The organism is Congzhengia sp., assembly GCF_037235575.1.
GTDB lineage: Bacteria > Bacillota > Clostridia > UBA1381 > UBA9506 > Congzhengia > Congzhengia minquanensis.
This window is the reverse complement of record NZ_JAXUNN010000032.1, coordinates 1-13,159: the sequence shown is the minus strand read 5'-3', so window position 1 is coordinate 13,159 and position 13,159 is coordinate 1. Positions and strand designations below refer to the sequence as shown.

Here is a 13,159-nt window from a genome sequence, read left to right as displayed (position 1 = left end):
TGCAGAAAAAGTGCCGTTTTCCCATACGCCGATAGAAATGTTTTCAAGCGCAGTGTCCGCTTTATCCGCGTCTGTCCACGCCATACCGAGATGTCCTTTTAAAATAAGGGAAAATTCCTCGTTGGCAGTTACCGTTTTTTCTGTTGCATCAAAGAAGGAATACCAATCCGAATAATACACATTATCCTTGTTTATAGACGCAACAAGCCGGTCTCCGTTTGCTACGGTATCGACACTTACACCTGTGGCCAAACCCTGATTGTTTACAAAAAACAAAGTGTTTGCGGATTCAATTCCCCACAGCTTCCCTACATATCCGCCGGGTGCAGAATAGCCGTCAGCGGAATGATATGTTTCATGCCCAGCTACAAGCGCTTCTTCATAGCTAAGCTTTCCGTCTCCGTTTCTATCGGTAACGGTAACCTCTCTGTTTGCCATTGCCTTGCCGTCGTTATCCGCTGCAAGTAAGCCCTGATTGCTTACGGTTAGATAAACCGTTGCCTCCGCGGCAGATGCTGAAACAGCAAATGCCGTTGCGGGAAACATACCTGTCAGCATGGAAAGCGTTAGCAATAAAGCAAGCAGTCCATGTATTTTTCTTTTCATAATTTCTTCCTCCTTAGAATGAATAGAATAAAAAAAACTGTGATACCAAATGAAATCTATCTGGTATCACAGCTGTTTTTCTGTGATTTCGTACTTTTTTGCGCACGCAAAAAAAGCTATCGTACCTATGCCCTATTCGGCAAACACGGTTCGACATCAATGCAGGTCTTCTGACTCATGCTTTATAGAGCAATCGCTCTGCGTTTTATGCTTTGCCTTCCCAGTTTCCCAGTGACCGGTTTTCACCGTCAAGCATAAAACATTCGGCATTTACAGCAGCAGTACTGTTCAGGGTTCTAACCTGATTCCCTTTTCACCGCATAAAGCTGCACGCAATATGCGACACATCATACGAATATTGAATTGTCAATTTATTATTTTACTCCATAAATTTCTTCTTGTCAATACAATACAAGTTTTTTCATAAAAAGAAAATATTACAAAAAATGCATAAAGCGTTGCAATTTGGCGAACAGGAGTGCTATAATGAGTTTAATACACAAAGGGGGGGACGCTCTATGCAAAAGATATTCGTGAAATATTTTTTGGTGATTATGGTTGTTACAGTTGGCATTACGCTGGCGGGCAATTTTTTTATTCAAAAGCAGTTCGCCCAAAAAAAAGCGGAGCAAAAAGCCGCAGATTATGTGACGCAGATTGTAGACAGGCTAACCGCCAACGACAAAGTAATAGGCAATTTGGTAAACAGCCTGAATGAAAATTATATTGCCAGGGCCAGGGCGCTGGGAGAAATTATTGCCCAGAACCCAAAGATTTTAGACAGCTTCGACGAGCTGAACCGGCTGACCGATGTTTTGCAAGTGGACGAAATTCATGTGATTGACAAAAACAGAATTTTAAGATGGGGAACGGTTCCGGAGTATCATGGCATGGACTTTGATTCCACAGACCAGACGCGGCCCTTTTTAGACGGTATAACAGACAAAACCTTTGCGCTGGCCCAGGAACCCCGCCCAAACGGATATGAGGGGAAGCTGTTTCAATATATCGGCGTGGCCCGGCAGGACGAGCCGGGTGTTGTTCAGGTGGGTGTACGGCCCCAGGTGCTGGACGAGGCACTGAAAAATAACCAGATAAATGTGGTAATTGACAATTTTAATGTTCCCGACGGAACCAACGTTACGGTGTTCGACCCATCAGCTCAAGCGGTTGTGGGAGATACGAACAGCCGCCTGATTGGAAAAACCTTTTCCGACTTAGGAGTGAAAGACGCCGCCTTGCAAACCGCGCAGGACGCACAGGACGGGAAACAAGACCCGAATGGAGTATGGCTTTCCCGCAGCGGAGAACGGGTTTTCGCCGTGTATGCCCCAGTGCGCAACTATTTGGCAGAGGTAAGCTTTTCCCGGGCGAGCCTGATGAACGAACGGAAAAACCAGAGCATTGCGGCAGCGGTTAGCAGCGTGCTGCTGGGGTTCATTATCATTCTTTCAATTTATGTGCTGTTAAAGCGAAAAATTATACACGACATAGACATTGTAAACGCAGGGCTAAGCGCCATTTCCGACGGAAACCTGGACGTGGCGGTAAAAGTGAATTCCACGCCGGAGTTTGTCGCCCTTGCCGGGGGCATTCACAAAATGGCTGCGGCAATTAAAATGCAGATGGGCGAGATTGTGGAACAGTCGGAGCGGCTGAAAAATCAGGCCCGCACTTTAAAAGAAAACAATTTGAGCATTATGTCCAGCATGAACTACGCAAGGAAAATTCAAAACACACTGCTCCCGCCGCGGCAGGCATTTGACGCTGTTTTTCAGGACTGCGGCATTTTCTGGAAACCCCGGGACTTGGTAGGCGGCGATATTTACTGGCTGAAACAGTTTGAAACCGGCGCGGTGCTTTGCCTGTGCGACTGCACGGGCCACGGAACGCCCGGCGCGCTGCTGTCCATGATTGTGGTGACGGCGCTGGACGCTTTGGTAACCGAGCAAAACTGCGGCGACACGGCCCAGGTGTTATATGCTCTCGACCGGCGGCTTGCCGGCAGCTTAAACGCTGGGAAAAACATCGGTGCCGGCGACATTCGCGACGGCGCAGATATTGCGGTTTTCTTTATTGGAAATGATGGAAATATCCGCCTGTCGTCTGCACGGATCCACGTGTTTGTGTGCCGCCGCGGGGAAGATGTTAAAACGATTAAGGGACAGCGTATTACCTTAGGCGATGGAAGCATTTCCGGCGCAGAGCAAATTGAAACCATCATTATTGAGGCCGGAAACGGCTGCGAGTGTTTTGCAGCAACGGACGGGCTGTTTGAGCAGGTGGGGGGAGAGAAAAAACTTCCCTATGGATATTCCAAATTCCGCGAGACGGTGAAAAAAAATTATGGTGCACCTTGCCAAAATACGGTGGACAGCGTGTGGGCAGCGCTTGAGCGCTATATGGGCGGTGAAACCCAGCGGGACGACATCACGCTGATTGGCTTTAAACTTTAAAGTGTATTTAACCGTACGAACGGAGCGGGAGAAATAAATTGACCTTTTTGAGCTTTAGGGAGGATCGCTCTTATGATTGATAACCTGTATGACTGTTACAAAATGGTGCAGAAAAACCACATCTGTTTCATTTATAACGGCCCCATCTGGGCCGACGGCGTTGAGGGCATTGGCCAGACGCTGAGAAAGCGCCTGGAGTTCGAAGAGCTGCCGGTGGTTACTGCTCATTCTGTCTTCTCCATCTTTGTGGAGCAGATGTTTAACATTCTTTACTACGCTGCAGACAAAGAACTTTTGCTTGATGAAGCCACGGGGAAACAATTTCAGGTTGCTTCCGGCGTGTTTATGCTGGGAATTCGGGACAAGCAGTATTACATACAATGCAGTAATAAAATGAAAAACAGCCAGGTTGAAGCAATGAAGAAAAGAATTGATTATTTAAACACCCTGGACAAACAGGAACTGCGCAAAATCTACCGGGAAAAGATACGCGCTGAAAACGACGACCCGGACAGCCAGGGGGCCGGCATTGGGCTGATTGAAATTGCCCGCAGAGCCAGCTCAAAAATTGAGTATCGTTTTACGCCTTTAGATAGCGGCGATACGTTCTTTACATTGTTTGTGACGGTTGACTAAATAAGGAGGATGGATGAATGTATCGGTTAGAATTGGAGAAAACCGGCTCAACGCCGTATATTTTAATTGACGAGGAAAAGGGATATATGCATTTTCAGGGAGAGTGCTTTCACGAAAATGTGACGGAGTTTTTTCAGGATATCACCGGGTGGCTGAAATCATTTTTGGAAAGCGATTTTGAACAATTTGTGTTTGACTGTGAGCTGAAATATTTTAACAGCTCCACTGCAAAACTGCTTTTAAACATGTTTTTAATGATGGAAAACGCCGCGAAAAACGGAAAAAACGTAACGGTGAACTGGATTGCGGCGGCAGACAGCGAAATTAACATAGAGTGCGGCGAAGATTTTGCCGCCGAGGTAAGAGAGCTAAACTTTCACATTGTGCTGCACGATTAGGAGGAGATTATCATGGCAGACTGGAACGCAGATCAATATTTAAAATTCCGCGCCCAAAGAACACAGCCGGCGGTTGATTTGGCCGAAAAAATTGGGCTTGCAAATCCTGAAACCATTTTAGACATTGGTTGTGGGCCGGGCAACAGCACGGCTGTTTTGCGCAAAAAATATCCCAATGCCAAAATTCTAGGGATTGATGTTTCGGAGAATATGATTGAAACCGCAAAAAAAACATATCCCGACATAGAGTTTTTACTTTTAGACGCGGGAAAGGATTTAGATAAACTTAACAGAACGTTCGACGCGGCGTTTTCCAACGCCTGTATTCAATGGATTCCCAACCACCGCGCTCTGATCCCCAGCATGCTGTCTGTTTTAAATGAGGGCGGCGTGCTGGCCGTTCAAATGCCCATGAACTATGACGAGCCCATTCACCAGATCATCGGCAGGCTGGCCGCAAGTGACAGGTGGCGGGAAAAGCTGGGCACACCGCGGGTGTTTCACAATCTGCCCCAGGGGGAATATTTCGATTTGCTGGCAGAACATGCAAGCGATTTTACCATGTGGCAAACGACCTATTTCCACCGCATGGCCTCGCATAATGCCATTATGGAATGGTATTCAGGCACAGGCCTGCGTCCATATCTAAACGCGCTGGCCGACGAAGCTGACCGCGCGCGCTTTTACAAAGAAGTGTTTGATGAGGTAAAACAAGCCTATCCGGTGCAGGAAAACGGTGAAATTATTTTCCGGTTTCCGCGGTTGTTTTTCACGGCTGTTAAATAAGGAGGAAGCGGTTTCGCTTCCTCCTTATTATTTTGCGTTTGCTTTCACATATTTTATGGGAACATCCATACGTTGTGCGGTTTCCTCTACGGTCATGCCGCTGTTTAAAAACCGTTTGCACACAAGCTTCATGTTTTCGCCTACTTCAATAATATGCCCGTCCGGGTCGTAAAACCGCACCACCCGCTGTCCCCACCGGTGCTCGAACACGGGATGCACATAGGTGATGGAGCCTAATGCTTCCAGCTTTTTTATAAATCCGTCAAAATCGTCTTCTTCAAAGCAGATTTCCGTGTCGTTACCACAAAACCGAATTTCATCTTGGCCCTTCTGCAAAAATTCCGACCAGGTTTCTATAGTCTGCAGGGCCACCCCGCCTGTTAAGGTCACATTTGCACCGCAATCTAAAATTACCTTTAAACCAAGCACCTCTTTATAAAATTGTTTCGAAACCTCTAAATCTTTTACCGCTAAAAGCGGACACTGATATTTCATTTAAAATTTCCTCCTTTTTCTTTTGTGCCCATCAGAGGCAGACGCAAAACCTCACTGGACAAAATGGAAATGGCCTGTCCCGTCCATATGGTATAAAATTTCCGTTTCCAGTTTTTGTTCATTTGCTTCTCCTAAATCAGTTCTAAAAACTTTTTAAAGGCTGTGGGCAGTGCAATTTCGTTTAAAAGCTGGTCTTGCGTTACCCAGGTAAGGGAGTTTACATTGTTTTTTACCATAAAACAGTAGCACGTCATATCCCATTCAATGTGGGTGAAAATGTGCTTGCGCTTTGCAGACTGCAAAATATCCGCCGGAGCAAATCCCTCCTCTTCCAGCATTGACGCGGCCTGATTCACAGTCAGTGCGCCCAAAACGTTGGGCAATTCCCACATGCCGGCCAAAAGCCCTTGCTCCGGCCGTTTGTTTAACGCAATTTTTCCGCCGCATTTCAGCAAGAACACCGTGCGTTTTTCCTTTTTTCGTGCGGCTTTTGCCGGACGGACAGGAAGCGCAAGCTGGGTGCCGTTTGCATATGCCCTGCAAAAGCCGTTTGCCGGGCACACAGAGCAGTTTGGCGCGCCGTTGGGGATGCATACCGTTGCGCCAAGCTCCATGAGGCTTTGCGTAAAATCGCCGCAGCGGCCCTTAGGATAGCAGGCCGCCAGCGCGCGGGAAATTTCCTTTTTCACGGCGGGCTGGTGAATGGGGGCAAACAGCTCGGTGATCCGCGTAACTACCCGCAGCACATTGCCGTCCACCGCGGGGGTGGGAAGATTAAAGCAGATTGACGCCACCGCTCCGGCGGTATAGTCCCCCACGCCCGGCAGGGACAAAATGTCTTCATACGTTCGCGGAAACACGCCGCCGAACTTTTCCACAATGGTAATTGCGGCCTTTTTTAAGTTTTTTGCCCGGGTATAATAGCCCAGCCCCTCCCACAGCTTAAAAAGCTGATCGTCCGGCGCGGCGGCCAAAGCGGATATGGTGGGCAGGGCATTTAAAAACCTTGTGTAATATTGTTTTACGGCCTCAACCCGCGTTTGCTGAAGCATAATTTCTGAAAGCCACACGCGGTAGGGGTCGGTCGTTTCCCGCCAGGGCAGGGGCCGTGCATTTTTTTCATACCAGGCCAGCAGTGCTTCCGGCAGGCGGGCAATTTGTTTTTGTATTGTTTCTTCCATTTGGATCTCCTATTGTTATACGCCTTAATACGTAACTTTTGTTTTGCAAAAGTTTTTATTGAAATCTTATTATAAAAACCCAATTTTATTGTACAATAAAATATGGTAGTTGTCAAACTTTTGCTTGATTTCCCATAAAACCTGTAGTATAATAGGAATTAAGAAACTACGGAAAAGGAGAGATAAATTTATGCTGGTTTCGACGAAAGGGCGCTATGCGCTGCGGGTAATGATTGATTTGGCGGAAAACAGCACAGGCGGGTTTATTCCGCTGAAAGACATTGCAGGCAGACAGGATATTTCGGAAAAATATTTAGAAAACATTATTTCCATGCTGACCAAGGCGGGGATGCTGGAAGGGCTTCGCGGCAAAGGCGGCGGCTATAAACTGACTCAGACGCCGGAGCATTACACCGTGGGCAGCATTTTAAAAGTAACTGAGGGGTCGTTAGCGCCGGTGAGCTGTTTGGCGGAGGACTCGAACAGCTGTAAAAACGCATCGGACTGCAAAACCCTGCCCATGTGGCAACGGCTGGACAAAATGATTGACGGTTTTTTTGAGGGAATTACCTTAGCCGACATCGCCTTTCCTAACCACGGTGGCGGCGACTATGTGATTTAAAAAAATTTATATTTCCCTATTGACAAGATAGGAAATTCGTGTTATAATCACTATAAACCTATAGGAAAGGTGGGATTTGTGTGACACTTCTTTTTGAAGCACTGCTCCGCATGAATTTCCGTTTCGGTCGAATGTGTGTTGTGAGGAATGCAAAACAACATTTATAATTTGAAAGGAACGGTTAATATGACAGAGAAAAAACAATATAAATTTGAAACCATTCAGGTGCACGCAGGCCAGGAGGAACCCGACAGCGCAACAGGCGCAAGGGCTGTGCCCATTTATGCCACCACGTCGTATGTTTTTGAAAACAGCGCCCAGGCGGCGGGGCGGTTTGCCCTTTCAGAGGGCGGGAACATTTATACCAGGCTGATGAATCCCACCACAGACGTGTTTGAAAAGCGCATTGCGGCCTTAGAGGGCGGTGCAGCGGCCCTGGCCACAGCTTCTGGCAGCGCTGCAATTGCCTATGCAGTGCAGAACATTGCGGCATGCGGCGACCACATTGTGTCGTCGAAATCGGTTTACGGCGGTACATATAATCTGTTTGCCAACACACTGCCGGAGTTTGGCATTACCACCACCTTTGTGGACGGCAGCAAACCGGAAAATTTTGAAAAGGCCATTCAAAAAAATACAAAAGCGGTATATTTAGAGTCACTTGGAAACCCCAATTCGGATATAATAGATTTAGAGGCCGTAGCAAGCCTCGCCCACCGAAACGGAATTCCTGTGATTGTTGACAACACTTTTGCAACGCCTTTCCTGTTCCGTCCGATTGAGCACGGGGCGGATGTAGTCGTGCACAGCGCCACAAAATTTATCGGCGGGCACGGCAGCGTGATGGGCGGCGCCATTATAGACGGCGGCACATTTTGCTGGGACAACGGCAAATTTCCCGGTCTTTCCCGGCCCAACCCGTCGTATCACGGAATTGTTTACACTGAGGCCTGCGGAAATTTGGCATATATTATGAAAATCCGCACAACCTTAATGAGAGACACCGGGGCGTGCATCTCACCTTTTCATTCCTTTGCGCTTTTGCAAGGGCTTGAAACGCTCTCCCTGCGGGTGGAGCGTCACGTGGAAAACGCGCTTAAGGTAGTTCAATTTCTGAAAAAGCACCCCAAGGTGAAACGGGTGCACCACCCTTCCCTTTCCGCCGGGCGCGAAAAGGAGCTTTATAACCGGTATTATCCAAATGGCGGCGGCTCCATTTTCACCTTCGAGCTTGACGGAAGCGAAGAGCAGGCGAAAAAGTTTACGGAGAGCTTAACGCTTTTTTCGCTGCTGGCCAATGTGGCAGACGTGAAATCGCTGGTGATTCACCCGGCATCTACCACCCACTCCCAGCTCTCGGAAGAGGAGCTGCTGGCAGCGGGCATCACACCGCAGACCGTGCGGCTTTCTATTGGAACAGAACATATTGACGATATAATTGACGACTTAAAGCAAGGATTTGATAAAATTTAGATTGAAGGAGCGTTATTTATGGCAAGAATTTTTCATTCGGCAGATGAACTTATCGGCAGAACGCCGCTTTTAGAGCTTTCCCACATTGAACAGGAACACCGCCTATCGGCGCGGATTCTGGCAAAGCTGGAATATTTTAATCCGGCCGGCTCGGTGAAAGACCGGGTGGCCATGGCCATGCTGGACGACGCGGAAAAGAAAGGCCTAATTGACGCGGGCACAGTAATCATTGAGCCCACCAGCGGCAACACAGGCATTGGCCTTGCATCGGTTGCGGCGGCAAGAGGCTATAAAATTATTATTGTTATGCCGGAAACCATGTCGGTTGAGCGCCGCCAGCTCATGAAGGCCTTTGGCGCAGAGCTTGTGCTTACTGACGGGGCAAAGGGCATGAACGGTGCAATTGAAAAGGCAAATCAGCTCATGAGCCAGTTTCCCAACAGCTTTATCCCCAGTCAGTTTACCAATCCGGCCAACCCGGAAATTCACCGCCTTACAACAGGGCCGGAAATTTGGGAGGACACCGACGGTAAGGTAGATATTTTTGTGGCCGGCGTAGGTACAGGCGGCACCATTACCGGCGTGGGCGAGTTTTTAAAGTCGAAAAATCCTGCCATCTCCATTGTGGCGGTGGAACCGGCGGCTTCCGCCGTGCTCTCCGGCGGTGCGGCCGGGCCCCACAAAATTCAGGGTATTGGCGCGGGGTTTGTGCCTAAGGTGCTGAACACCGAAATTTATGATGAAATTATTCAGGTGGAAAACAGTGCAGCCTTTGCGGCGGGAAAATCCGTCGGCAGAAAAGAGGGCATTTTGGTAGGCATTTCCTCCGGTGCGGCGGTGTTTGCCGCGGTGGAGCTTGCAAAGCGGCCGGAAAACGCAGGGAAAACCATTGTTACCCTGCTGCCCGACACCGGCGACCGGTATTTGTCAACCCCCATGTTCGACTAACGAAACAAAGCGCGGCCAAAAGGCCGCGCTTTATTTTTGTATTCACCTTACAGTTTTGAAAACGTTTTAATCGCATTTTTTACGTCTTCCCGCATGGCCTTTTCGGCGCAGACGGCAATATCGTGGAAAAAGGTTTTGTCCGGTAAGTTCTGAACAGCCGTTCCGCCGGCTTTTGCCATGTAGGTATAATAGTTAATTTTTCTCACGCCGCGCTCAATTACCTTTAAATAGTCCTCGCGGCTCACACCGGAGCCGCCGTGCATTACAATGGGCACATCAATCAGCTCGTGAATTTTTTCCAGCCTTTCAAAATCCAGCTTTGGCGTTTCCAGATAGATGCCGTGGGCCGTGCCAAAGGCGCAGGCCAGCGCATCGACTCCAGTTTTTTCAACAAATGTTTTGGCGGTTTGCGGATCTGTGTAAATGCTCTCTCCGCCGCCTTCTCCCGCTTCCCTTGCGCCCATGCTTCCAATTTCCGCCTCTACCGAAGCGCCGTAGCGGCTGGCCATTTTCACCGCAATGGCGGTGTTGGCAAGATTTTGCTCCAGGGTTAGCTCTGAACCGTCATACATCACCGAGGAAAAGCCCAGTTCAAGGGCGCGGTTTAAATAGCCCAGGTCGGTTCCGTGGTCTAAATGTACGCACACAGGAACCGAGGCCCTGTCCGCCGTGAACACCATAAGCGGCGCCATGTCAAACAGCTTGCACAGTCCCATCTCCTCGTGCACCTGGGCGTGCATAATGATGACGGGCTTGTTAAGCTCCTCCGCTCCCTTTATAATGGCAAACAGGCTTTCTAAATTCGGTGTGTTAAAAGCGCCGACAGCAATTTGCTCCGCCTCCGCGGTTTTTAAAATATCTGACAATGATACAATCATGTTTCTTGTCCCCTTTCGTTTAAGTTCTTGATGGAAGAATATAGTTTGCAGTATGTTTCAAACTGTTTTAAATACTGTGCGTGGTTTTCCGCGTTGGGATAAAAAGTTTTGCGTTTTACAGGCGCCATGCCGCCGGAAAACAGCCCCAGCGTTTTTCCGGCAAGATAGGCCGTTCCCGCCGCGCCGATTTCTTCGCCTTGCAGTGCTGTTACGGGAAGTCCCAGAATATCCGCCTTAATTTGCAGCCAAACGTCGGACCGCGCGCCCCCGCCTGTTGCAACCAGCTCTTTTGGCGCAATGGCAAACCGTTTCAGGGTTTCTAAATTCAGCAGAATTTCAAAAGCTGTTCCCTCCATCAGCGCCTTGTAAAAATCAAACTTTGTATGCTCAAAGGTCAGGCCGATTACCGCCGCCTTTGCGTTAATGTCCATATACGGCGTGGCCGCCCCTGCAAAGTGGGGCAAAATCAGCAACCCCGACGGGCCGGCCGGCACCTGTTTGTCCATTTCGTCATAGGGCATTTGAGAAAAATTGTCCCGGAACCACTTTAATGTGGCGCCCCCGGCGTAGGACAGTGCATAGCAGGCAAACTTGCCGTTTATGTGGGGCGCGGCGGCATAGCCCAGCTGATACAATTCATAGTTTTTCGGAACGGCGTCCATCACCACGGGAACACATTCCACCGTGCCTGTGCCGTCCATTGCCGCCTCCTCTTCAAACACCGCCGCGCCTGTCATGGCGGCAATCTGGTCGTGGCAGCCGGTTACAATGCAAAGTTTTTTTGAAAGCCCCAGCTCTTCTGCCAGCTCCGCCTGAACAGTTCCGGCAGCCGTTCCTGAGGGGACGGGGGTAGACAAAAGCCGCGCGTCAACGCCTGCGCAGTTTAAAATATCTTTGTCCCAGCATTTTTTCTCTATGTCAAAGCAAAGGGTACGCGACGCCAGGGAATAGTCAATCTGTGCGGCGCCGCAAAGCTTGTAAACCACAAAATCCTGCATTAGCAAAATCCGTTTCACCCTGCAAAACTCCTGGGGCAAGTTTTGCTTAATCCACATAATTTTTGGCAGCGAATACATCTGGTGGGGGTTTGTGCCCGTCCGATAGGCCATGCTTTCCGCACCCAGCCGTTCCGTAAGAAATGCGCACTCCGCCTCGCCCCTGGGGTCGGTGTACAGCATCGACGGCCCAACGGGTCTGTCGTTTTCGTCCAGCATGACAAAGGTCTCTCCAAAGCTGGTAACGGCAATAGCCCCTATCTCTTCACAGGCTGTTTCTTTCAGCACGGTTTTTACCGCCTCCCACACGGCTTCAGCGTCAATTTCGTGCAGGCCGTTCTTCCTGTTTACGTCATATTCCCGATAGGCCGACTGCACGGCTGTGCCGGTTTCGTCAAACAAAACCACCTTACAGCCGCTTGTTCCAATGTCTAATCCGCCAATTCGCATATTTCCGCCTCCTGACCCTAAAATTTATTTCTGTTTGATTGTTTCCAATATGCAATACTATTGATTTTATCAAAGAATGTGATATAATAATAGGTAATTTCATTCGAAAAATTGTAAATTTGTACATGGCGGGACGGCTTATGAGCTTAAAAATTGATACGCAAAACTTAAAAGATGTTTTGGTTCTGTTCCATACGCTGACAGGAATTCGGCTTGTGATTTATGACGACGAATTTCAAAAAATTATGGCCTATCCGGAGGAAAAGTGCGCTTTTTGCCGTCAAATGCGGCAAACGCCGGAGTTGAGCGAAAAATGTCTTGAAAGCGACAAGGCCGCCTTTGTCCGCTGCAAGGCGGAAAAGGACATTGTATTTTACAACTGCCACGCAGGTTTGGTGGAGTGTGTGGCTCCTATAAAAAACAGCCGCCGGATTATTGGATATGTCATGTTCGGGCAGATTACGGATATGAAAGACAAGGGAAAACTGAAAGATTCTGTGGGCGTGCTTTTAAACAAGTATGGACTTTTGTGCGACATCAGCAATATTAAATATAAAAGCAAACGGCAGATTTTGGCGGCGTCAAAGCTTTTGGAAATCTGCACAAATTATATTTTAATGAAAGACATTGTAGAGTCGGATGACAGCCTGATTGTAAAAAAGGTGAAAGAATATATTGATGTGCATTTGTCGGAACAGATTGAAATTTCGGACTTGTGCAAATGCACGGGTATCAGCCGGACAAAATTGTATGACACATTTTCTAAAAGCTGCGGTTTTGGCATTGCCTCTTACATTAAAGAGGTTCGGCTTCAAAAAGCCCGCGGACTTTTAAAGGAAACCGAGCTTTCGGTTGCGGAGGTTTCCGCCTGCGTGGGATTCGACGACTATAACTATTTCAGCCGGGTGTTTAAAAGTAAGTTTGGCATTTCCCCCAGGAACTACCGCAAATAGAATATTTAAATTTTGCTTGACATTTGGGGGCTGAATATGCTATAATTTTTATTAGTGTGCGGATGTGGCGGAATTGGCAGACGAGCTAGACTTTGCTTCCTCCACCTCGGTGAATTTATTGTTGATTACGGTTTTTCCGTTTTCATAGATGAGGATTAAGCGATATGCTCCTCCTCGGGTAACCTCTCCCGTGTAAAAATCAAGAGGAAAAAACTTAATATGCGCCTGTGGCGGAATCGGCAGACGCGCACGTTTGAGGGGCGTGTGGTAATCCCGTACGGG

The 13,159-nt window shown here is 48.4% G+C and carries 15 protein-coding genes and 1 riboswitch; of the genes, 8 read left to right on the top strand and 7 right to left on the bottom strand.

Annotated features, from left to right (window positions below; genetic code table 11):
- Positions 1-606, bottom strand: a 606-nt coding sequence (locus WIG73_RS07810; protein ID WP_337400018.1) for a hypothetical protein, incomplete at its 3' end; no start/stop codon positions are given.
- Between the two features lie 142 nt (positions 607-748).
- Positions 749-971: riboswitch (cobalamin riboswitch) on the bottom strand.
- 153 nt (positions 972-1,124) lie between these two features.
- Here WIG73_RS07810 and WIG73_RS07805 point away from each other — a divergent pair.
- The 4 genes from WIG73_RS07805 (at position 1,125) to WIG73_RS07790 (ending at position 4,882) form a co-directional block, all read left to right on the top strand.
- Positions 1,125-3,062 (top strand): SpoIIE family protein phosphatase, encoded by a 1,938-nt coding sequence (locus WIG73_RS07805; protein ID WP_337400017.1) that lies wholly within the window; start codon positions 1,125-1,127, stop codon positions 3,060-3,062.
- Positions 3,063-3,134: 72 nt separating this feature from the next.
- Positions 3,135-3,698: a SiaB family protein kinase gene (locus tag WIG73_RS07800; protein WP_337400016.1), complete on the top strand. Its 564-nt coding sequence runs from the start codon at positions 3,135-3,137 to the stop codon at positions 3,696-3,698.
- A gap of 17 nt (positions 3,699-3,715) precedes the next feature.
- A complete protein-coding gene (locus WIG73_RS07795) occupies positions 3,716-4,096 on the top strand; it encodes a DUF1987 domain-containing protein (RefSeq protein WP_249311187.1) in 381 nt (126 codons plus the stop codon).
- A gap of 12 nt (positions 4,097-4,108) precedes the next feature.
- Entirely contained in the window at positions 4,109-4,882 is a 774-nt protein-coding gene (locus WIG73_RS07790) for a methyltransferase domain-containing protein (protein WP_337400015.1), read from the top strand.
- A 27-nt stretch (positions 4,883-4,909) separates the two neighbouring features.
- Here WIG73_RS07790 and WIG73_RS07785 read toward each other — a convergent pair whose 3' ends face one another.
- The 3 genes from WIG73_RS07785 to mutY are packed head-to-tail and all read right to left on the bottom strand — an operon-like array spanning position 4,910 to position 6,558.
- Positions 4,910-5,377, bottom strand: coding sequence for a VOC family protein (locus WIG73_RS07785; protein ID WP_337400014.1), 468 nt, complete (start codon positions 5,375-5,377; stop codon positions 4,910-4,912).
- On the bottom strand, positions 5,374-5,499 hold the full coding sequence (locus WIG73_RS07780; protein ID WP_283245363.1) for a hypothetical protein: 126 nt from the start codon (positions 5,497-5,499) through the stop codon (positions 5,374-5,376). The genes WIG73_RS07785 and WIG73_RS07780 overlap by 4 nt, the downstream gene beginning before the upstream one ends.
- Before the next feature lie 9 nt (positions 5,500-5,508).
- Complete coding sequence (mutY, locus tag WIG73_RS07775; protein ID WP_337400011.1) at positions 5,509-6,558, bottom strand: A/G-specific adenine glycosylase; 1,050 nt, start codon at positions 6,556-6,558, stop codon at positions 5,509-5,511.
- 190 nt (positions 6,559-6,748) lie between these two features.
- Between mutY and WIG73_RS07770 the strand changes: the two genes are divergently transcribed.
- The 3 genes from WIG73_RS07770 (at position 6,749) to cysK (ending at position 9,601) form a co-directional block, all read left to right on the top strand.
- On the top strand, positions 6,749-7,180 hold the full coding sequence (locus WIG73_RS07770) for an Rrf2 family transcriptional regulator (protein ID WP_177679376.1): 432 nt from the start codon (positions 6,749-6,751) through the stop codon (positions 7,178-7,180).
- A 186-nt stretch (positions 7,181-7,366) separates the two neighbouring features.
- Positions 7,367-8,653 (top strand): O-acetylhomoserine aminocarboxypropyltransferase/cysteine synthase family protein, encoded by a 1,287-nt coding sequence (locus tag WIG73_RS07765; protein WP_337400010.1) that lies wholly within the window; start codon positions 7,367-7,369, stop codon positions 8,651-8,653.
- A gap of 18 nt (positions 8,654-8,671) precedes the next feature.
- Entirely contained in the window at positions 8,672-9,601 is a 930-nt protein-coding gene (cysK, locus tag WIG73_RS07760; protein WP_177679372.1) for a cysteine synthase A, read from the top strand.
- A 47-nt stretch (positions 9,602-9,648) separates the two neighbouring features.
- Here cysK and WIG73_RS07755 read toward each other — a convergent pair whose 3' ends face one another.
- Both WIG73_RS07755 and WIG73_RS07750 read right to left on the bottom strand, forming a co-directional pair.
- Complete coding sequence (locus WIG73_RS07755; protein WP_337400008.1) at positions 9,649-10,479, bottom strand: class II fructose-bisphosphate aldolase; 831 nt, start codon at positions 10,477-10,479, stop codon at positions 9,649-9,651.
- Positions 10,476-11,924 carry an FGGY-family carbohydrate kinase gene (locus tag WIG73_RS07750; protein ID WP_337400006.1) on the bottom strand — a complete coding sequence of 483 codons (1,449 nt, stop codon included), beginning with the start codon at positions 11,922-11,924 and terminating at the stop codon, positions 10,476-10,478. Before WIG73_RS07750 ends, WIG73_RS07755 begins: the two co-directional genes overlap by 4 nt.
- 140 nt (positions 11,925-12,064) lie before the next feature.
- On the opposite strand from WIG73_RS07750, the gene WIG73_RS07745 reads away from it, so the two are divergent.
- A complete protein-coding gene (locus tag WIG73_RS07745) occupies positions 12,065-12,877 on the top strand; it encodes a PocR ligand-binding domain-containing protein (protein WP_337400004.1) in 813 nt (270 codons plus the stop codon).
- A 51-nt stretch (positions 12,878-12,928) separates the two neighbouring features.
- On the opposite strand, the gene WIG73_RS07740 is transcribed toward WIG73_RS07745, so the two are convergent.
- On the bottom strand, positions 12,929-13,159 hold a 231-nt coding region (locus WIG73_RS07740; protein WP_337400003.1), incomplete at its 5' end, for a hypothetical protein.